Genomic DNA, 20570 nt, shown 5'->3' on the forward strand with positions numbered 1-20570 from the left:
ATCCGACGCGGCAAACAGACCATAGTAGCCTGTTAAATTAACGTCAACATGTGATATATTTTGTGGAAATGTCTAACGTAAGCTGAGACATGCATCCGATGCGGGACGAAGCTCCGACCAGTGCCCAACTGGCTGGACCCTGCACGGCGGGCCAGTGGGGGGACGGTGCGACTGACGCTCGAAACGCGTTTGACTGGCTTAGCGAATTCCGTGCGCAGCGGCCGGACCGCCGGCACCGTTCAAAGAAAACGCGACGACTCAAGAAGTTCAGCCACGCCGTCCAGTTCCTTGTGCAGGCGATGCCAGCGACGGTCGAGGTAGACCAGCGAATGCGCCTCAGGGGGGATCTCGTCCGGCTGCACCTCGCCGTCAAGGAGTTCGGCCGCCACCAGTGTCGCGCCCTCGATCGGCAGGACGCCGAGCCGGCGGGCGCGGAACCAGGTCGAGACGCCGGTATAGCGCGGTTCGCCCGTGGGCAGCCGAGCCCAGGCGCCTCCCGGCGGGAAGCGTTCCGCGCCGCTCGACGCGCAGAGCTGCGCCAGGTCGATATCGGTGTAGCGCAGCAGGTGGATCACCATGGTCTGCGCCCGTAGCAAGGGTTCGGACGAGGTCGATTTCATCGACAGCGAGAAGGCGACGACCGGTGGCGCAGCACTTACAGAGATCAGCGAGGACACGGTCATCGCCACCGGTCTGTCGCCGGGATCGGCCGTGATCACGGCAACACCGGCCGGGTGGTGGCGAAAGGCTTCGCGGAAGGCGTTGGTCATCGGATGCGGGAAGCTCATCGACGTCTCTCTTCTGCAGCATGAAATGGGGCCGGATGGGTCCGCCGTCCGGCCCTTGCGACTACTTCTTCTCGATCAGATCGTAGAACTGCCAGGTGCGATCGCTCCACAGCCCGCCGATGTCGCGGCCGGCCGAGGTGACGATCGATGGCGCGATCGTGAAATGGTTGGCCGCCACCATCATCTCGCGGAAGGTGCGCTGGATCACACCGGCGCGCAGCGACGCGCCGCCGCCCGCGCGATAGGCGAAGTTGCAGATATCGACGCCAACCTCATGAATCTCGGATTTGGCCAGATGGACAAGGCTGATCTGCCGCGTCGACATGCTGTTGCCGGCTTCGACCGTCGCCTCGATGTCGCGCCAGACTTCGAAGACGAAGGCGCGGGCAGCGCGATAGCGGGCTTCGGCGCGGCCATAGTCGTGCCAGAATTTCTCGCTCTCGCCGATCAACCCGGCGCGGCCTGACTTGCTGCGGGCGAACTTGGCGATCTCGTCCAGCATCCGCCGCCCGGTGCCGAGTGCCCAGCCGGTATGACCGATGGCGGCGAGGCCGACGACACCGAGACTGAAGAACTCCTTCTGGCGCAGTGGCGGCGCGGTCAGGATCGGGAAGACGAGATCGTCGGCGATGAAGACATCCTCGGCCGCATAGTCGATGCTGCCGGTTCCACCGAGGCCCAGAACGTCCCAATTGCCGAGCTGCTTGTGCTGGGAGATCGGCGCATGGGCGCACATGATGATCACATTGCCCCTATCGTCCTTGGCGGGCTTGCCGGTGCCGTCGTCGACAAAGGCGGCACTGTGGCTATAGGTGGCGTGGCTGAAGCCGCTGCCATAGCTCCACTTGCCGTTCAGCCGGTAGCCACCGTCGACCTTCTTCAGCATGCCGAGCGGCGCCCCCTGTCCCGAGAAACGGTTGTCGGAGCCCGGCGCGAACAGCCGCTCGACCGCGCTGTCCGGCAGAAAGGCAGCCGACATCGCGCCGATGCAGCAATGCACCATGGAAACCCAGCCGGCCGCCCCGGAGTGCCAGGTGATCGCCGCCAGCAGTTCGAGACCCTCGGTGGGTCGCAACTGCGCACCGCCGAGGCTCTCCGCGGCAAAGATATGCGACATGCGCAGCGGCTTCAGCAGCTCGAACGTGGCCGCAGTCAGTTCGCCATTCTCCTCATCGGCGGTGGCGTTGGCTTCCAGGGCCGGTCCGATCTCCGCGATCTTCCTGAGCAAGTCGCGATAGTCGGTGGTCGTCCCCCACGAGCTGTGCTTGATGGGTTTGTTCATCGTGTTCTCCTCCTCCTTTTCAACTGCGATCAGCCGGCGAAGAAATCGCCGATCTTCCTGAGCGTTTCGGGTTTCTCCTGCATGACGAAATGGCCGGCCTCCTCGACGAGGATCAGGCGTGCGTCGGGCAGCGCCTCGACGAAGAGCGGAGCCTGTCCCGCCGGCAGCATACGGTCCCTGGTGCCCCAGACGACCAGTGTCGGATTGGCGATGCGCGCCAGAAAGCGCCGCAGGTTCGGATGCCCCATGCCGAACGGCGCCAGCAGCCGGCCGAGCGTCTCGCCTTCGCGGGCGCGATCGGCGCCGAAGGCCTCGGCAAAGGCGGCGTCGGAACCATCCGGGAAGTAGCGCAGCGCCACCGAGACGTCTTGCGCCAGATAGGCCGGCAACTCCTGCGGCGCGACCGCGCCGAGATCAGTGGCCGGATATGCGGGGTCGTTGAGCCCTGCCGGCGCGATCAGCACCACCTTGTCGAAACGCTCGCGCGCAAGGCCAGCGAGTTCGGTCGCCATCCAGCCGCCCATGGAAAAGCCGATGAGATGAGGCTTCTCCGGCAGACGGAGAACATCGAGCAGATTCAGATAGTGTAAAACCATGTCGGACATCGTAGCGACATGCGGCGCCGGGCCAGAAAAGCCGAAGCCCGGATGGCTCGGGCAGAGCACGCGGAAACGGTCCGCGAGGCCCTCGGCAAAGTCGAAGCCTTCAAGCGTCGAGGCGCCGTGCAGGAACAGCACGGGCTTGCCTCTACCGATGGCCATCACCACCGTTTTCGTGCCATCGATATCGTATTCGAGCGTTTCGAATTGAACGGCCATTTTTCACTCTCCTCAAACAAGGTCCGGCTGGATCAGCACTTTGCATTGCGTGGTGCGGCGGCGAAGGCTCTCGAATATCTGCGGAAGCGGCGAGAGGTCGATCCGGTCGGTGACCAGAGCTTGCGGTGCGAAAGGTCCGCCTCGAAGCGCATCGAGGGCGACGCCGAATTCGTTGCGCTGATGGAAGAAGACCGAAAACAGCAGGTTCACTTCCTTCGTCAGCGCAACGAACGGGTCCCACTGGTCTCCGCCAATGCAGAGGCCGACCCCGACCACCGTGCCCTGCAGCCGGACCGCCTCGACCGCCGCGCCGATGAGGCCACGCTTGCCAACGCATTCGAAGACGATGTCGGGCGCGCCGCCGCAGAGATCGGTGAGGTTCTCGCTCAGCTTTTCGCCGGAAAGCGCGAAGCCGGTCGCGCCGAGAGCAAGCGCACGCTCGCGCTGATGGCCGTGGATGTCGGCCACCACGACACGCGATGCCCCCATGCGCCGCGCCCAGAAGGCGACGAGCAGTCCGATCGGCCCGGCACCCAGTATGGCGACCCGATCCCCCGGCTTCATGCCCGAACGGACGATGCAATGCAGGGCGACCGACAGTGGCTCGGCCAACGCACCATCCTCGAGTGCTACATCGTCGGACAGGATATGACATTGGCGTGCGGCCACGGTCGCGTATTGCGCATAGCCGCCGCCGATCAGCTCCATCTCGTGACAGCGCGCCGGATCGCCGCGCTCGCAGGCCTCGCAGTGTCCGCAACCGCGCATCGGCACGACAGCGACCCGGTCACCGATCCGAAGGCCCGTTGCCTCCGATCCGACCGCGACGATGTCACCGGAGAATTCATGGCCGAGCACAAAGCCTGCCTCGATGCCGAAAGGCACCGGATCCTCGGTGATGTGCAGATCGCTGCCGCAGATGCCGCAAGCGGCGACACGCAAGACGACCTCGTCCGGTGCTGGCGTCGGGTCCGGCACCGTGCCGATCCGCAGTGGGACGCCGACCTTATCGAAGATGGCGGCTTTCATGAAATCCTCCTCGTCAGCGGTTCGGGGTCGACGAGCTTGCGTCGGATCGGGAACCATGGTGCATCCCACCGCTTCGAGATCAGGCCCCAGATGCCCGTCCGGGCGTAGAGCGCCACCAGAAGCGTCATCAGGCCGAGGACGACGAAATAGGTTGCGCCATATTCGCCGAACCAGCGGTCCGCGATGAAGAAGATCAGCGATCCGATCAGAACGCCCTCGATGGACCCGATCCCGCCGACCATGACGATGAAGATCGCGACGTTCGCCCACATCGGATCAAAGGCCGAACCCGGGGTGATGCGCAGCTGCGCCATGAAATAGATCGCGCCCGCGAGGCCGCAGCCGACCGCTGACGCGACATAGATCAGGAAGCGTAGCTTCACGACATTCACGCCCTGGCTGGCAGCCGCAACCGGATTGTCGCGTATGGCGATCAGCGCAAGGCCGAAGCGCGAGCGAAGCAGCCAATAGCTGCCGCCCAGCGTGACGAGCAGCATCCCCGCACAGAGCAGCGACATAGCGACATTCCGCTCGAAGGCCGAATAGTCCTTCATCACGCGAAGCGACATGCCCGCGCCGGAATTGACGAGCGGCAGGTTCGAGGCGGTCAGCCGGAAGACCTCGGCCACCACCCATGTGCCGATCGAAAAATAGGGGCCATCCAGGCGATGCAGCAGCAGGTAGATCGGCACGGCCAGCGCGGCCGGCACCAGGAGCGACAGGAAGACCGCCACAAACGGATTGATGCCGTAGGTCTGCGCCAGCACGAAAAGCGCATAGCCGGCGGCGCCCATGAAGGCGTGCTGGCCCACGGAGACGAGGCCGGCATAGCCGGCGAGCAGGTTCCACATCTGCGCGACGGCGATATAGCAGCACAGCACCAGAACCGACCGGATCGTGCCGGTCGAAGCCCACCACGGCATGACAGCGACAGCGATCATGGCCAGCACCGCCAGCGTCATCGCAATGCGACCGGACCGGGTCTGGCGCTGGACCACGACTTCGGGCACCTCGGTTGTTGCCACATAGGGAATCGCACTCATGACAATGCCTTTCCGAACAGGCCCTGTGGGCGGGTCGCCAGCACGACCAGGAAGACGATATGTCCGGCAAGCACGCCGAAGCCCGGATCGATGCGGAAGCCGATGGCCTGCGAGATGCCGAGCACCATCGAGCCGACGAAGGCGCCCCATACCGTCCCCATGCCGCCGATGATCACCGCTTCGAACGCGTAGATCAGCTGGGCAGGCCCATCGGCCGGAGCAACAGTCGACCGCAGCGCCTGGAAGACGGCTGCAAAACCGAGAATGCCGACCGCCGCCGCTGTCGCCATCGCATAGACGGCGCGCGGGTTGATGCCGGTCATCGCCGCCGCCTCGACATCGGCCGACGCGGCGCGGAGCGCGCGACCGAAGCGCGTGCGCTTCAGCGTCAGGTCGAGGCCTCCTGTCAGGCCCGTGGCAACGGCCAGCACGATCAGCGGCAGGAGGCCGACATAGATGCCGCCGATCTCGATGGACTGGCTCTCGATCCCATGGCCGGGCAGCGATCGGCTGTTCGCGGACCATATCTGGAGCATCAGGTTCTGCAGCGCGATCGACAGTCCGAAGGTCGCGATCAGCGAGGGCAGCGGATCGCTGCCCACCACGCGGTTCAGCACGGCCTTCTGCAGCACCCAGCCCATCAGCACCGCGAGCGGCACCAGCACGATCAGCACCGGCAGCGGTCCCAGACCCCAAGCCGTGGCGATCGAGATGCCGATCAGCGACAAAAGGATCACCAGATCGCCATGGCTGATGTTGACGATCCGCATGACGCCGAACATCAGCGCCATGCCGAGTGCATACTGGGCATACATGCCGCCCAGCAGGACCCCCTGCACCAAGGCGTCAAACCACTCCATGGCCCGCTCCAAAATAGGCTTTGCCGATCTGCTCGCGCGTGATTTCGGCGGACCTGCCGGTCAGGGTCACGCGGCCCTCCAGCATGCAGTAGAGGCGGTCCGTGGCGGTCCGGGCGAGGCCGACATCCTGCTCGACCACGATCATCGCCGTTCCGGTGGCGCGGATTTCGGGCAAGGCGGCATAGATTTCGCGGATCACCTTGGGCGCGAGACCAAGGCTGATCTCATCGCAGAGCAGCACGCGCGGCTGGCAGAGCAGCGCGCGGCCGATCGCCACCATCTGCTGCTGCCCGCCCGAGAGGCTTTGCACCTGGGTGCGAGCCTTCTCCTTGAGGATCGGGAACAGCTGGTGCAGCCGCGGCAGCGTCCATCCGCCCTTGGCGCCCATGCGCGCGGCCTGGTCGATGGCGACGCGCAGATTGTCCTCGACCGACATGCCGGTGAAGAGGCGGCGGCCCTCCGGCACGATGGCGACGCCCTTCTGCACCATGCGGTCGGTGGCGGTGCCGCCGACCGGCTCACCGTGCAGCAGCACCATCTCGCGCCCGACCGGAAGCAGGCCCATGATCGAACGCAGGAGGGTGGATTTTCCGGCCCCGTTGGCGCCGATCAAGGCCACGGCCTCACCCTGGTGCAGCTCGATGTCGACGCCGTAGAGCGCCTGGAAGTCGCCATAGCGGGCCAACAGCCCGTGGGTGGAAAGAACGGCCGTCATCCCTCGATCCCCATGTAGACGCGCTGGACCTCGGGCAGCGCGATCACGTCGGCGGGCACGCCTTCGGCGATCTTCTCGCCGAAATTCAGCACCAACAGCCGGTCGGCCACCGCCAGCAGCGCGTTCAGCACATGCTCGATCCACACGATGGTGATGCCGCGGTCGCGGATGCGGCGCACCAGCGCCACCAGCGCCTTCGATTCATCGTCGGTCAGCCCGCCCGCGATCTCGTCCAGCAGCAGCAGCTTCGGATCCGACGCCAGCGCGCGCGCCAGCTCCAGCCGCTTGCGGTCGAGCAGAGTGAGAGCGCCGGCCGAGACATTGGCCTTGTCGGAGAGTTCGCACTCGCGCAGGACCTGGGCGCAGAAAGCATAGCTCTGCTTCTCGGACCGGCCGCCCCCGCAAGCGGCGGCGACCAGCAGGTTTTCGAAGGTGGTCATGCCGGAATAGGGACGCGGGATCTGATAGGTCCGCCCGATCCCCATCTGGCAGCGGCGGAAGGGCGGCTCGCCGCGAAGCGCGGTGTCGCCGAGCTGGATCTCGCCGCCGGACGTCTTCAAGTCGCCGCTGATCATGTTGAACAGCGTCGTTTTGCCCGCCCCATTCGGGCCGAGGATGCCCAGCACCTCGCCCCGATGCACGTCGAAAGTCACGTCATGCAGGACGCGGACAGCGCCGAAGGACTTCGACACCCCGTGCGCTTTCAGCAGGATTTCCCTACCCATGACTCTGCCCGCGTCCCCGCTCATGTCACCAGGCGATCGGCTGAATAGCCTGTTGCGGCGCGAAGAGCTGATTGACCGTGTTGTCGACGATCTTCAGGTCATAAGGCCATTTCTCGCCCTTCACCCACTGGCCGCCGAAGATCGGCGTCTTGCAGATGTTCTTGTGGGGCGAGCCGTCGAACTTGATATGACCGACCAGCGTCTGCAGATCGGTAGCGACCAACGCGTCTCGGTTGGCTGTACGATCGAGCGGATTGGAAGAGCGCTTCAGGATGTCGAGCGCGACCTCGAGCAAGGCATGCGAATAGCCCAGCGGCTGCGTCCACTGCCGCTTCGAATCGACTTCCCATTGGCTGGCGATGTCGCTGCTGACCTGCCCGGTCAGCGACGACTTGAACGGGAAGGCCGGTGTCCACCAGACCTCCGAGGACATGCCGTTGCCTAGAGGACCCATGGCCTCGACACCCCCCGGGAACAGGAGTGCCGCCGCCACCGTGACCGCCTTCGGCTTGAAGCCCTGCTGGTTGCACTGGGTGACGAAGGTCTTCAGATCGTCCGGATAGGTAATGCCGCCGATGATCTCGCAGCCCTGCTTCTTGAACTCGGCGATCTGTGCGGAAAAATCATTGGTGCGGGGCTGGAAATAGCCGGGCACCACGACCTCGTAGCCGGCCTTGCGGGTCGGCGCTGGCAAGCCATATTCGTCGTTGCCCCAGGTCTCGCCGTCGATGTTCTGCGGAAACAGCATGCCGACCTTCTTGTTGGTCTCCAGATGGTTCCAGAGTCCGACGAAGGTGTTCAGCGCCTCGTCGAGGCCCCAGAAGAAATGATAGGTCCAGTCGAAGGTCTGCTTGCCGCCGCCGCGCGGCATGATCACCGCTTGCCAGGGAGCACCGGAGGAAATGCAGGGGGTCTCATAAAGCTCGGCCTGCTCGGCCGCGGGCAGGATCGTGTCGGTGGTCGAGGCCGGTACGAGCAGATGCACCTCGTCGTTCAGGATGAGGTTGCCGGCGATTTCCGATGCCTTGTTCGGATTGGACTGGCTGTCGCGATCGAAGATCTCGATCTCGTAAGTATTGCCGTCGGCACATTGCAGCTGGCCGCCGAGCAGGGCGCGGATTTTCTGCAAGGTGTAGCCATCCGTTTCACCAAACAGGGCGAGCGGCCCGGTCGTGGGGCTGAGATAGCCGAGCTTGATCTTCCCCGCCGTCGCGGCGCGCAGATAGGTCGGCATGCCCAGCGTGCTGGCGGCAACGCCGGCTCCAATCCCCTTCAGGACGCTTCGGCGGCTGGGCCGCAAGCCCGATTTCACCAGTTTGTTGTAGTAGGTCATTGTCGGTTCCTCCCTGGGTTAAGTTTCTCCGGCCCACGGGACCGGTCTCAGTTCAAAGCTTGTTCAGGTCATCCTCAGCAGCGAGCCGCCATCGATGACGATCAGCGAGCCCGTCACGTAGGACGCGGCCGGCGACGCCAGATAGAGCGCCAGGCCCTTGATCTCTTCAGGGTCACCGATCCGGCCGATGAGCGACTGGGCCTCGAAGGCCTTGCGGTCCGCCGGATTGCGCAGCCGGCCGCCGGCGATGTTGGTGATGAACGGCCCGGGCAGGATTGCGTTGATGCGGATGTTGTAGGCGCCGAGCTCCATCGCCATGTGGCGAACGAGATGGTTCACCGCGGCCTTGGCGGGCATGTAGGGTGTACCCACGATGCTCTCGTTGATCAGCGAGGCGATGGACGACGTGACGATGATCTGGCCGCCGCCATTCGGCTTCATGTGCCGCACGGCATGCTTGATCGTGGTGTAGACCGAGGTCAGGTTTATCTCGATCACCTTGTCCCAGTGCTCGTCGGGCAGGTTCTCGATGGCGCCCTCGGGGTTCCTTTCGCCCGTCGGGGTGTTGAAGCCCGGCCCGGCGTCGATCCCGGCATTGGCGAACACGACGTCGATCGAGCCGGCCTTCTCGGCCACCTTGTCGAAGGCGGCCGCCATGGCCGCACGGTCGCCGACATCGACGACCTGGCCCCAGACATCGCCACCCGCCGCCCTGATCGCCGCCACGGTCTTCTCCAGCCCGGCAGGGTTCAGGTCGAAGATGCAGACCTTCGCCCCGTGCTCGGCCATGATCTCGGAATAGGCCTGCCCGATGCCGCTGGCGCCGCCGGTGACGATCACCGACTTGCCTCTGACATCGAACATCTTCTCAAGTGCGGCCATCAGTTTCCTCCCTTGCGCGACAGCACGAAATCGAACTCTACGTCGTAGAACGGCGCCGCGACCTCGACCCTGGCCGCGGCTTCGGCGTCCTCGACCTTGCGGAATTCGGCGAGCAGGCTTTTCTTCACGCCGAAGACGGCATCTGAATCGATGTACGGATCGTCCGGATCGAAGATGTGCGTGGTCAGCGCGTCGAAGCCCTCGGCCTCGACAATGTAGTGGAGATGCGCCGGACGATTGGGGTGGCGGCCTAGCGCGCCCAGCAGCTTGCCGACCGGACCGTCATCCGGGATCGGGTAGTATTTGGGCTTCACGCCGCGGAACCAGTAACGTCCGTCCGCACCGGTGCGGAACACCCCGCGCAGATTGAAGTCGGGCTGGATGCCCTTCTGCTGCACGTCGTAGAAACCCTCGTCATTGGCCTGCCAGACGTCGATCTTGGCGCCTGCGATCGGGTTACCCTCGGTATTGAGGATGCGGCCATGCACGAACATCGGCTCGCCCTTCTGGTCGAGGCAGATGTTCGATCCCATTGGCAATTCGGGCGCGTCGGCGACGTGGAAAGGCCCCAGCACCGTGGATTCCGAGGCACCCGACGGCTTGCGGTTGTTGATCGCATCGACCAGCATCGAGACGCCGAGAACATCCGACAGCAGGATGTACTCCTGCCGCCATTCGTTGCAGATCTGGCCCGTCTGCGTCAGGAACATGATCGCGCCGAACCATTCCTCCTGCGTCGGCTCGATCTCCTTCACCGCCTCATGCAGCTTGCGGGTGATGACCTCCATCACCTCTTTGAGCCGCTCGTCTTTGGCGTTCCTGTTGCGCGCCACGACGACCTCGGCCGAGTTCGCCTCGGTGAAATAACCGGATTCGTGTTCGTCGATCATGCGATCCTCCTCAGCGCGCCAGAACGGATTTGAAGACCCGGCGCAGTTCGGCCGCCGGATCGGCCGCGAGCGTTTCGGAACGCCAGGCGACGTGGTGGTCGGGACGGACGACCAGGCAGCCGGTGTCGCGGATCTCCCGCGCGCCGGCCCAGTCGCCGGCATGATCCTCGATCGTGCGGCGCGGGCCGATCACATGGCTGCGGATCGGCAGACCGAGCTCCGCGCCCACCGTCTCCGCCGCGGCGACCCACGCCTCGCCGCCAATACCGGTCAAAAGCGTGAACTCGCCATGCCCGCAAAGATCGAGCGTCGAGACCTTCCTGCCCGAGCGCTCGAACACCCAGACATGCGGCAAGCGCGCGCCCGGCCACGTCGTTGGCGCATAGTGCAGCTCGCGATCCTTCTCGAATGCCGGCTCGCGCTGGCCGTCGGTCACCACCGCGCCGGACGCATAGCGCTGGTTCATCTCGACGCCATGGGCGTCGAACTCGTACTTCTTGAAGGCGATAGCCTTGCGGAGCGCCTCGCGCTGCGCTTCGGCCGCGGGCGTCGCGTCGGCGCGGGCCTCCATGTTTCTCTGGATCTTGTCGTGATCGACGCCGCCATCCATGCCGAGCGCCTCGAAGATCGGTCCGAATTCGGCAATGGACTGGTTCGCCCGCGTCACGATCTGGCGCGCGATCGGTGCGCGCTCGGCAGAGTAGCTATCCAGAAGCCCGATGCCCGCCTGCCCCTTGACGACCTTGGCAAGCTTCCAGGCGAGATTGAACCCATCCTGGATCGATGTGTTCGAGCCGAGCCCGTTCGAGGGCGGATGCCGGTGCGCGGCGTCGCCCATGATGAACACCCGCCCCTTCTGCATGTGCGTGGCGAAGCAGTTGTTCACCGTCCAGGTGTTGGCGCCCAGGAGCTTGATCTCGAGCGCGGGATCTCCGACCAATTGACGCGCGACCTCGGTGGCCAGTTCCGGCGTTACCTCCGGCGGCGGCTGGTTGATGTCGTAGCCCCAGACGATCAGCCACTCGTCCCACGGCCGCACCATGCGAACCAGACCCATGCCGATGCCGCCGACGTCGGCGCCGGGCTGCATGACCCAGTAGAGGACGCTCGGCCGGTGCGCGACGTATTTCGACAGATCGGCCCTGAACAGGATGTTCATCGAGCCGCCGACGCCCATCTTCCCGTCGAGCGGCAGGCCCAGATGCTCGGCCACCAGCGAGTTGCCGCCGTCGGCGCCGACGAGGAACTTCGACCGCACGGTGAAATCCTTACCCGACAGCCGATCGCGGCAGGTCGTGGTCACGCCGTCCTCATCCTGGACATGGCCGACATATTCCGTGCTCATGCGTGCCTGCGTCCCGCGGGCGCAGGCCGACTTGAACAGGATCGGCTCCATGAAGGTCTGGGGCAGATCGTTCATGAAACAGGGAGACGACAGCAGATGTTCGGCCTTGGAGAGCGGCGCTGTACCCCAGCTCTTCATGCGGCCGATCTCCTCGCCGGCCAGGCTTTCGCAGAACACGTTCTCGCCCATCAGTTCCTGCGGCGAGGCGTGCATCATGGCCTCTGCCTCGACATCCGGACCGAGGTCGCGCAGCACTTCCATGGTGCGCTGGTTGGTGATGTGGGCACGCGGCGTGTTCGACAACCAGCGATAGCGATTGACGATCATGTTGGCCACGCCGTAGCTCGACAGCAGCGCGGCGGTGGCCGAGCCGGCCGGGCCAGTGCCGACGATCAGCACGTCGGTTTCGATATCCGCCATCAAATTCCTCCCTCGATCTTCGGACCGGTCAGCCTGCGGCGGACCGGAAACAGGTGCAGGCCCTTGCGGGACGCGATCAGGCCCCACAGCCCCTTTGGCGCAAAAAGCATCACGACAACGGCGATGAGGCCGAGCGTCATCAAGTACCAACTGCCGTAGTCGGCCAGCGCCGAACGCAGCGCAAAGAAGACCAGCACACCGAGGATCGGCCCCTCGATGGTGCCGATGCCGCCAATGACGACGATGAAGATGACGTTGGCGGTCCAGTCGGTGACGGCAAAGGCCGCGCTCGGCGAGATGCGGGCCGTCTGCAGGAAAATCAGCGCGCCGGTCAGCCCGGTGGCAGCCGCGGCGATCAGAAAGACCGCCCATCTGAGCCGGGCGGTATCGACGCCCACCGATTGCGCCGTGTCGACATTGTCGCGCACGGCCGCCAGCGCCAGCCCGAGGCGGCTGCGCAGCAGCCAGTAGATGCCGCCCGTCACGGCCACGACCAGCGCCAAAGCCAGCCAGTAGGCCATGACATCGCGTGCCGCGGCCTCGCGGACGCCGAACAGCGCCCGGACCGCATCGGTGCCCAGGATGCTGCTCGTCGCCTCGCGCGGCAGCGACGTGCCGGTGCCGCCGCCAAGTGCCTTCCACTGCGCAACCAGCAGGCGCGTCACTTCGGCGATCACCCAGGTGCCGATGGCGAAATACGCGCCCTGCAAGCGGAACGCGAAAAAGGCCGTCGGAACCGCCAGCACCAGCGCCGCAAGGGCGCCCAGCGGGATCGCCAGGACCGGATTCCAGCCGAGCAGGATCACGCTGGCGAACATCGCGTAGGCGCCGATGCCGACGAAAGCCTGCTGGCCCACCGAGACCAGGCCGCCATAGCCCGCCAGCAGGTTCCAGATCTGCGCCAGCGTCAGCATGGTGAGGATGAAGAACAGATCCTGTATGACACCACGCGAGGCCACGGCAGGCAGCGCGAGCGCGGCGACGAGGAAGAGCGGCACGATGATCGCGGTCACGGTTCCGGCGCGGGTGCGGGTTGTCAGTCGATACATGCCGCCCCCCTCAATCCATTGCGCGCGGAAAAAGTCCGCGCGGCCTGAGCAGCATCACGGCCAGGAAGGCGATGTGGCCGGCCAGTATCTGCCATTCCGGATTGAGCGCGGCGCCGAACGTTTGCGCCACCCCGATGATGATCCCGCCGGCAAGCGTCCCCCACAGGCTGCCGAGGCCGCCGATGATCACCGCCTCGAAGGCATAGATCAGCCGCGCCGGTCCGATCGAAGGATCGAAGTTCGCGCGCATGCCGAGATAGAGCGCCGCCAGCGTCACCACGACCATGGCGATCCCGGTGGCGATCGCGAAAATCCGCTTCGGCTCTATCCCCATCAGCCCCGCCGTCACGGCGTCGTCCGAGGTGGCGCGGAAGGCACGGCCGAGGGCGGTGTGGTAAAAGAGCGCGTTGAGCGCAATGATCGTCACGATCGCCGAGGCAAAGGTTATCAACGGCATGATCCCAACCGTGACCAGCCCTAGATCGAGCGATGCCCCTTCCAACGCGCCCACCGGAATGCGGCGGCTGTCGGCGGAGAAGGCCTCGAGCAGGCCGTTCTGCAAGGCGACCGACAGGCCGAACGTGACCAGAAGCGGCGGCAGGATGTCCTTGCCCAGCACGCGGTTCAGGATGGTGGCCTGCAGCAGCCAGCCGAGCCCGAACATCACGGGCATGGCAATCAGGGCAGCGATCCAGGGCGACAAGCCGAGCAGCGTGACGCCCATCAACACCAGATAGGCGGCAAGAATGATGAGGTCGCCATGGGCGAGGTTCACCAGCCGCATGATGCCGAAGACGAGGCTCAACCCTGCTGCAAACAGGGCATAGAGCCCGCCCAGCAGAATCCCTTGCACGAGGGTGTCCAGCCAGATCATCGCCGCGCCACCTCGATCAGGCCACAAGGGTGCTGCGCGAGCAGACGACCGAGCCTTGGTTCCCGCGTCATGCCGCCACTCCGAAATAGGCAGAGTGGATATCTTCGCGCGTGACCTCGGCCGCCCTGGCGGCCAGCGTGACGCGACCCTCCATCATGCAGTAGACGCGGTCGGCCACTGCCAGCGCCTTGCCGATATCCTGCTCCACCAGCACGATCGCGGCGCCGCCTTGGCGGATCCTGGGAAGTGCTGCGTAGATATCGCGGATGACGACGGGCGCGAGGCCGAGGCTGATCTCGTCGCAAAGCAGCAATTCGGGGTTCGACATCAGCGCCCGGCCGATCGCCACCATCTGCTGCTGGCCACCCGAGAGCGCGGTACCGGGGCTCTTGCGCCGCTCGCCCAGGATCGGGAAAAGGTCATAGACCGCGTCGAGGCTCCACGGCCCCTGCACCTTACGCGCCTGCCCGCCGACCAGCAGGTTTTCCTCGACGGTCAGCGAAGGGAACAGCCGACGCCCCTCCGGCACCATGGCGATGCCGCGCTTCATGATCTCGGCCGAAGACAGCGCGCCGATCGGCTCGCCCCTGTGCAGCACCATGCCGGGCGCGTTGCCGATCACACCGGTGATCGAGCGCATCAGCGTGGATTTGCCGGCGCCGTTGGCGCCGATGATCGCCACGCATTCGCCCGCGGCCACGGTGATATCCACACCGAACAGTGCCCGGAACTGGCCGTAATTCGCGGTGAGGCCGCGCGTTTCCAGCATCAGACCTCAAGCCCCAGATAGATTTCGCGAACCGCCTTCGAGGCCATGATCTCATCAGGCGCGCCGATCCCGATCACGCGCCCGAAATCCAGCACGAGGAGCCGCTCGACCACCGAATTCAGGGCATGCAGCACATGCTCGATCCAGATGATGGTGGTCCCCCTCGCGTGGATGGCTCTGATCGTCGCGACCAGGGCCTTGCATTCGCCCTCCGTCAGACCGCCCGCGATCTCGTCCAGAAGCAGAAGTTCGGGGCCTGTCGCCAAGGCGCGGGCGAGTTCCAGGCGCTTGCGGTCGAGAAGGCTCAACGAGCCGGCCACGAAATTGGCTTTCCTGAGAAGCTCCGTCGCCTCGAGGATACCAGCGCAATCCTCGACCATCTCGGCCTCGCGTCCGCCGCGGCCGAAGGCGGCGGCGGTCAAGAGATTTTCGAACACGGTCAGCCCCTCGAAAGGCTGCGGAATCTGGAAGCTGCGGCCGACGCCCATGCGCACCCGCTCCATGGCCGGAGCGCGGGTCACGTCGCGGCCGAGGAATTCGATGCGACCCTCATTTGCAAACAGATTGCCGGTGATCAGGTTGAAGAGCGTCGATTTTCCCGCGCCGTTCGGGCCGATAATGCCCAGCGCTTCGCCGCGCGGCACGCTGACGGTCACGGAATCCGCAACCTTCAGGGCGCCGAAGGACTTCGAAACGTTTTCCAGCCTGAGTATCATCACAGTCATCCTTGGGTCGCGCCGAACGAGGGCGGCGGTATCAGCCGCCCCCGGCAGCGTCAGGCCAGGGCTTCCATCTTGCCAGCGGTGGGAATCTCGGTAGCGCCGGCGTTCTCGACGATCACCAGATCGAACCCGCCACCGGCCTTCTTCCGCCACTGGCCGCCAACGAGCGGCGTCTTGCAGACGTTCTTCGCGGCGAAAGGCGGCAGTCCCGCACCGCTCCATGCCACTTTCCCCACCACCGTCGTCATGTCGGTGGCGGCTATGGCCGCCGCGATCGCCTCGGCATTGGTCGGATCCGAAACGCGCCCCATGACATTGGCCGCCACCTCGAACAGCGAATGGACAAAACCGATCGGCTGCGTCCAGGGGCGCCCGGTCTTGGCAGTGAAATCCGCCGCGATTTCCGCCGAGCTCTCGCCCGTCACGGACGATTTGAACGGATGCGAGGCCGACCACCAGACCTCGGATGAGAGGTTGTGGCCAGCATCGCCCAGCGTCTCGACCGATTGCGGAAAGAGGATCGCTTTGGCCACCGTTATCGCCTTGGGCTTGAAGCCCTGCTGGCGGGCCTGGTTCCAGAAGGTGGTGAAGTCCGGCGGAATGACCACACCGGTAACGATCTCGGCATTGGCCGCCTTGAAGGCGTTGACCTGCGCGGTGAAATCGTCCGACAGGTTCTGATAGCGGCCGGGATCGGCAAGGCTGAAACCGGCGGCATCGAGGCCCGGCTTCAAGCCGTTCTTCGGATCACCCCAGGCATTGCCGTCGGCATCGTTGGGGAACAGCCCTCCCACCTTGCCGTTGGTGGAAAGCTGCTTCCACATGCCGGTGTAGACGGCGATGATGTCCTCGAGACCCCAGAAATAGTGATAGGCGAAGTTGAAAGGCTTCCACGAGGACGGATCGGCCGGATTGCCCTGCTGGCCGATGAACCAGGGCTGCCACGGCGCCATCGTCGAGATCACCGGCACGCCCTCCGCCTCGCAGGTGGTGGCCACCGGATTGGCGTTCTCGGGCGTCGAGCCGACGAGCATCAGGTTGATCTCGTCATCGACGATCAGGCTCTTGGCCACCTCGGCCGCGCGATTGGGGTTCGACTGGCTGTCCTTGACGATGACCTCGAAGTTCTTGCCCGCGTCGGAAGCGAGGAAGGCCTTGATGTTGTAGTCATCGCTTTCCGCGAAGCCGGCGAGCGGCCCCGTCTGCGGCGAAACATAGCCCAGGCGGATCTTGGCGCCTTGCGCGATGGCCGGCGTCGCCAGACGCGAACCGGCGAGCGCCAGGCCTGTCGCCGCCGAGGCTTTCAGTAGGCTGCGTCTTGTGATCATGTTTGGTTCCTCCCTTTCGTTTTGTTCTCAGTCCCCCGGACGGCGTCCCTCCCACGCCGCCTGAAGGAGTTCCCTTATCGATCCCGGATCAATCGGCCTTGGATTCGCATAGGCATTCTTCACCGCGATTGCCGCCGCGCGGTCGAGATCGGCCTCCTCGATGCCGATCGCCTTCAGGCTCAGCGGAGAGCCGACCGACTGTGCGAAATCCCAGAGCCCACCGCCCGCCGAACCACCACCGAATGCCTCAGCGATCGGGCGCAGCAGATCGGGCACCGCCGCTTCGTTGAAGGCGGTCGTGTAGGGCAGCAGGATGGCGTGGGTTTCGGCGTGCGGCGTGTCGAACGAGCCGCCGAAGACGTGCGCCAGCTTGTGATGCAGCGCCATCGAGACATAGCCTAACGCAGTCGAGCAGCACCACGCCGCATAGAGCGCCTGCGTCCGCGCCGCGCGATCCTGCGGATTGCCGATCAACCTTGGAATGCCTTCCCGGAAGGCAACCATGGCATCCCTGCACATCAGCACGATGACCGGATGGCGATCGGGGGCATACAAGGCTTCCATCGCATGAGCGATCGCGTTCATCGCCGAGGTTACGGTGAGGTTTACCGGCAGGCTCAGTGTCAGATCGACGTCGTAGATCACCGTCTCTGGGCGAATGTCCGGCGAGCGGCGGGTGGTCTTCTCGCCGGCTGCCGTCTCGCCGAGTATGTCGGTCATTTCCGAGCCGGCATAGGTGGTGGGAATGACCACCTGGTCGGCGCCCGTGCGCACGGCAATGGCCTTGCCGAGCCCAGTGGTCGAGCCGCCGCCGAGGCTGACGACCGCCGAAGCGCCACTGCCGCGGAAGGTGTCGATGGCCTTTTCCGTGACCTCGACAGGGGTATGCATGACCGCGCCGGCAAAGATCCCAGCGGCGAGGCCACCAAGGCTTGCGGCCAGCCTTTCCGCATCGCCCTTCTGATGCGGCGTCGAAAGCACCATCACCTTTTCATGGCCGAGCCGCCGGACTTCCTCCTCGACGCGAGCCATGGTGCCGGAACCGAAGACCACCCGTGTCGTCAGGCCCGGAAAGGTGAAGCTGTCCATCATCGCGCCGCCTCCATGCGCGGGCCACGCCCGGCCGCGAGGTCGTCGAGGATAGTGCCCAGCATGGCAATCTCGGCGTCCGAGACCTCATGGCCGCGGCCCGGGAACAGATCGGCCCGCAGGCTCGCGCCAATCCGGCCCAGCGATTGCGCGGCATCGGCAAACGCCGAGACCGGTATCCAGGGATCGGCATCACCACCGGAAAGATAGATCGGCATTCCGGCCGGCGCCGCCTCGGATCTTTCGTCCGCCGGAACGCCGACACGGCAGCCCGTGAAGGCCGCCAAAGCGTCCGGCGGCGGCAGACCCGCACAGAGATATTCGATCGAGAGACACGCCCCTTGCGAGAAGCCCGCGAGAAGCAGCGGCAGTCCGGGCAGTTCGGCACGCGCCGCAACCATTGCGGCCGCAAGGTGGTCGAGCGCATCAGAGAGCTGCGCGCGGGCGACCGACGTCAACGGGTCGACGGCACGCGCCTCCCACCACATGCCGTGCGGCGCGCGCGGCAGGATGAAGGCCACGGCCGACGCGGAAAGCCGCGACAGCACATGGGACTGCATCTCTTCGGGCGATTGGCCGCGGCCGTGGACGAAGACGCAAATCGCCTTGGCCTCCGGGCCTCTTGGCCCAAGCCGGAGCGGACCGCTGCCTGAACTCACGCGAAATCCGCCTGTTCCAGGCCGGCCTGCAATTCGCTCTCGCGGTCCTTGAACCAAGGCGGGAAGACCAGCGTCTTGCCGATCTGGCCCGGAGGCTCGTCCTTGGCCCAGCCTTCCGGCGTGGTCCAGGCAATTTCGAACAGCGCGCCGCCGGGCGAGCGGACATAACAGGACTTGAAGTAGTTGCGGTCCTTCTGCTCCGATATGTCCGTGAAGCCGAGGCCCTCGATATGAGCGCGCAGCTTCAACTGGTTCTCTTCGTCGCCGGTGTTGAGGGCGAGGTGGTGGATCGTGCCTCCCGCCAGAGTCCAGGTGCCCTGCGGGCTGTCGCGGTCGACAATGACCTCCACGCGCTGTGCGACGCCGGCCGCATCCGGCACGCGGAACACGAGCCCCTCGTGGTCGTCGGCCTCTTTCTCCATCGGCAATGCGATGGTCAGGAAGTCGTCCATGGCGGTGCGGTCCATCACCGCCACCACGGCGCCGTAGATTCCCTTGATGCCGTGGGCCTTGCCGATGCCCTGCGCCTCGTTGGTGATGGGCGCGCGGGGATCCCTGTCGCTTTCCACCAGCTCATGCGGGATGCCGCAGGGATGTGCGAAAGCCGCACGGTCGGCGCCAAAACGGGTGATCTTGATGGCCTCGATGCCGCGCGCATTCAACCGGTCGACCCAGAAATCCGCGGCGCCCTTGGGGATCGACTGCATGATGGTGCGCGATTGGTTGGACCCGCGGCGGCCATAGACGCCCGGCTTGCGGAACGGGAAGGTGGTGATGATCGTCGACGCATCGCCATTGGGCGAGCCGTAATAGAGGTGGTAGACCGGGATGACGCCGTCGAACAAGACGGTGCGCTTCACCGAATGCAGGCCGAGCGCCTTGGTATAGAAATCAAAATCTTCCTGAGCGCTGTCGGTCGAGAGCGTCAAATGGTGGTAGCCGCTGATACGTGCCATCGGTCATCTCCTCCCAGAGGTTTCGGTATCGCTCCGCCGCTGCGGGCAGAGCACGAGGTTGAGGTCCAGCGCGTGCTTGCGTTTTCCTCCATTGGGCGGCAGCGCGCGGAACTCGGCCATGAGTTCGGGTTTGACCCCGAAGATGGCATCCCGGCCGATCGCAGGGTCCGACCGGTCGAAGATGTGGGTCGTCAGCGTCTCGAAGCCCTCCGCCGAGACGCGAAAATGGATATGGGCCGGCCGCTCGAGGCCAAGGCCCAGCGCTGACATCAATTGACCGACCGGTCCGTCCGACGGCAGCGTGTAGCCCTTCGGCTTCACCGTCGTGAAGCGGAACCGTCCCTGCGGATCGGTACGGAAGCGTCCGCGCAGATTGAATTCCGGCTGGCGGTCGGGTTCCTGGTTCTCGTAGAGACCCTCGGCATTGGCCTGCCAGATCTCGACCGTCGCATCGCCGACCCCCGCGCCGTCGAGCGCGACGATGCGGCCCGCGACCTCCAGCGGCTCGCCCTTGTGATCGCGCGAGATGTTCGCGCCGGGTGGCATCTCCGGCACGTCGGCCCGGTAGAAGGGCCCGGCCAGGGTGTTTGGTGTCGCTCCGGCGGGGCGCGGGCTGTTCTGATCCTCGATCAGCGAAGACACGCCCAGGACGTCGGCGAACAGCACCCATTCCTGGCGCCGCGCATCGGCGTAGTGGCCAACCTCGGTCAGAAAATCGATCGCCTGGCGGAATTCCTCGCCGGAGGGCCGCAACTCCACGATCAGCGCGTGCAAACCATCCACGGCTGCCTGCGCCGCCGCCGCCAGGCGGGACTGGCCCATTGCCGTCAGGCGCCGCGAGAATTCCTCGGCCTGCGTCGATATCGCCTTGGGGGACTCATCCCGCTTCGGGTCGTGCTGGCCGTGCATTCCGCCGGGGCCTCCCTTCCCCTTGCCAAGCGGGATAGCACGGCCCGACGCGATGCTTGATGAGATGTGACGTCCCTTGTATAGC

21 protein-coding genes are annotated in these 20570 nt (G+C 65.3%); all 21 read right to left on the minus strand.

Features of this window, described 5'->3' with window-relative positions:
* Nucleotides 1-239 precede the first annotated feature (239 nt).
* A complete protein-coding gene (locus LB519_RS11085) occupies nucleotides 240-788 on the minus strand; it encodes a flavin reductase family protein (protein ID WP_013533080.1) in 549 nt (182 codons plus the stop codon).
* Nucleotides 789-849: 61 nt separating this feature from the next.
* Nucleotides 850-2070, minus strand: coding sequence for an acyl-CoA dehydrogenase family protein (locus tag LB519_RS11090; protein WP_063171525.1), 1221 nt, complete (start codon nucleotides 2068-2070; stop codon nucleotides 850-852).
* 29 nt (nucleotides 2071-2099) lie between these two features.
* On the minus strand, nucleotides 2100-2888 hold the full coding sequence (locus LB519_RS11095) for an alpha/beta fold hydrolase (protein ID WP_013533082.1): 789 nt from the start codon (nucleotides 2886-2888) through the stop codon (nucleotides 2100-2102).
* A gap of 12 nt (nucleotides 2889-2900) precedes the next feature.
* Entirely contained in the window at nucleotides 2901-3917 is a 1017-nt protein-coding gene (locus tag LB519_RS11100) for a zinc-dependent alcohol dehydrogenase (protein ID WP_224619942.1), read from the minus strand.
* Nucleotides 3914-4960 (minus strand): branched-chain amino acid ABC transporter permease, encoded by a 1047-nt coding sequence (locus LB519_RS11105; RefSeq protein WP_063167506.1) that lies wholly within the window; start codon nucleotides 4958-4960, stop codon nucleotides 3914-3916. The genes LB519_RS11100 and LB519_RS11105 overlap by 4 nt, the downstream gene beginning before the upstream one ends.
* Nucleotides 4957-5820: a branched-chain amino acid ABC transporter permease gene (locus tag LB519_RS11110; protein WP_013533085.1), complete on the minus strand. Its 864-nt coding sequence runs from the start codon at nucleotides 5818-5820 to the stop codon at nucleotides 4957-4959. Before LB519_RS11110 ends, LB519_RS11105 begins: the two co-directional genes overlap by 4 nt.
* Nucleotides 5807-6535, minus strand: a complete 729-nt coding sequence (locus LB519_RS11115; RefSeq protein ID WP_013533086.1) for an ABC transporter ATP-binding protein — start codon at nucleotides 6533-6535, stop codon at nucleotides 5807-5809. Before LB519_RS11115 ends, LB519_RS11110 begins: the two co-directional genes overlap by 14 nt.
* The gene (locus LB519_RS11120) at nucleotides 6532-7260 is read right to left on the minus strand and encodes an ABC transporter ATP-binding protein (RefSeq protein WP_224619944.1); all 729 of its coding nucleotides are present in this window, start codon (nucleotides 7258-7260) and stop codon (nucleotides 6532-6534) included. Before LB519_RS11120 ends, LB519_RS11115 begins: the two co-directional genes overlap by 4 nt.
* Before the next feature lie 25 nt (nucleotides 7261-7285).
* On the minus strand, nucleotides 7286-8593 hold the full coding sequence (locus tag LB519_RS11125; RefSeq protein WP_224619947.1) for an ABC transporter substrate-binding protein: 1308 nt from the start codon (nucleotides 8591-8593) through the stop codon (nucleotides 7286-7288).
* A 63-nt stretch (nucleotides 8594-8656) separates the two neighbouring features.
* Nucleotides 8657-9475 (minus strand): SDR family NAD(P)-dependent oxidoreductase, encoded by an 819-nt coding sequence (locus LB519_RS11130; RefSeq protein WP_013533089.1) that lies wholly within the window; start codon nucleotides 9473-9475, stop codon nucleotides 8657-8659.
* Complete coding sequence (locus tag LB519_RS11135; RefSeq protein WP_013533090.1) at nucleotides 9475-10365, minus strand: intradiol ring-cleavage dioxygenase; 891 nt, start codon at nucleotides 10363-10365, stop codon at nucleotides 9475-9477. Before LB519_RS11135 ends, LB519_RS11130 begins: the two co-directional genes overlap by 1 nt.
* Before the next feature lie 10 nt (nucleotides 10366-10375).
* Nucleotides 10376-12130 (minus strand): FAD-dependent oxidoreductase, encoded by a 1755-nt coding sequence (locus LB519_RS11140; protein ID WP_224619950.1) that lies wholly within the window; start codon nucleotides 12128-12130, stop codon nucleotides 10376-10378.
* The gene (locus LB519_RS11145) at nucleotides 12130-13179 is read right to left on the minus strand and encodes a branched-chain amino acid ABC transporter permease (RefSeq protein WP_224619952.1); all 1050 of its coding nucleotides are present in this window, start codon (nucleotides 13177-13179) and stop codon (nucleotides 12130-12132) included. The genes LB519_RS11140 and LB519_RS11145 overlap by 1 nt, the downstream gene beginning before the upstream one ends.
* A gap of 10 nt (nucleotides 13180-13189) precedes the next feature.
* Nucleotides 13190-14053 (minus strand): branched-chain amino acid ABC transporter permease, encoded by an 864-nt coding sequence (locus tag LB519_RS11150; protein WP_224619972.1) that lies wholly within the window; start codon nucleotides 14051-14053, stop codon nucleotides 13190-13192.
* Between the two features lie 67 nt (nucleotides 14054-14120).
* Nucleotides 14121-14822: an ABC transporter ATP-binding protein gene (locus tag LB519_RS11155; protein WP_063171519.1), complete on the minus strand. Its 702-nt coding sequence runs from the start codon at nucleotides 14820-14822 to the stop codon at nucleotides 14121-14123.
* A complete protein-coding gene (locus tag LB519_RS11160; RefSeq protein WP_063170177.1) occupies nucleotides 14822-15538 on the minus strand; it encodes an ABC transporter ATP-binding protein in 717 nt (238 codons plus the stop codon). Before LB519_RS11160 ends, LB519_RS11155 begins: the two co-directional genes overlap by 1 nt.
* Nucleotides 15539-15597: 59 nt before the next feature.
* On the minus strand, nucleotides 15598-16872 hold the full coding sequence (locus LB519_RS11165; RefSeq protein WP_224619973.1) for an ABC transporter substrate-binding protein: 1275 nt from the start codon (nucleotides 16870-16872) through the stop codon (nucleotides 15598-15600).
* Between the two features lie 27 nt (nucleotides 16873-16899).
* Entirely contained in the window at nucleotides 16900-17964 is a 1065-nt protein-coding gene (locus LB519_RS11170; RefSeq protein WP_411909242.1) for a maleylacetate reductase, read from the minus strand.
* Nucleotides 17961-18620: an alpha/beta hydrolase gene (locus LB519_RS11175; protein ID WP_013533098.1), complete on the minus strand. Its 660-nt coding sequence runs from the start codon at nucleotides 18618-18620 to the stop codon at nucleotides 17961-17963. Before LB519_RS11175 ends, LB519_RS11170 begins: the two co-directional genes overlap by 4 nt.
* Entirely contained in the window at nucleotides 18617-19576 is a 960-nt protein-coding gene (locus tag LB519_RS11180) for a VOC family protein (RefSeq protein ID WP_064995004.1), read from the minus strand. Before LB519_RS11180 ends, LB519_RS11175 begins: the two co-directional genes overlap by 4 nt.
* Before the next feature lie 3 nt (nucleotides 19577-19579).
* Nucleotides 19580-20485 carry a dioxygenase gene (locus LB519_RS11185; protein ID WP_063167498.1) on the minus strand — a complete coding sequence of 302 codons (906 nt, stop codon included), beginning with the start codon at nucleotides 20483-20485 and terminating at the stop codon, nucleotides 19580-19582.
* Nucleotides 20486-20570: the final 85 nt, after the last annotated feature.

The sequence above is a fragment of the Mesorhizobium sp. AD1-1 genome, from assembly GCF_020164655.1.
Taxonomy (GTDB): domain Bacteria; phylum Pseudomonadota; class Alphaproteobacteria; order Rhizobiales; family Rhizobiaceae; genus Mesorhizobium; species Mesorhizobium ciceri.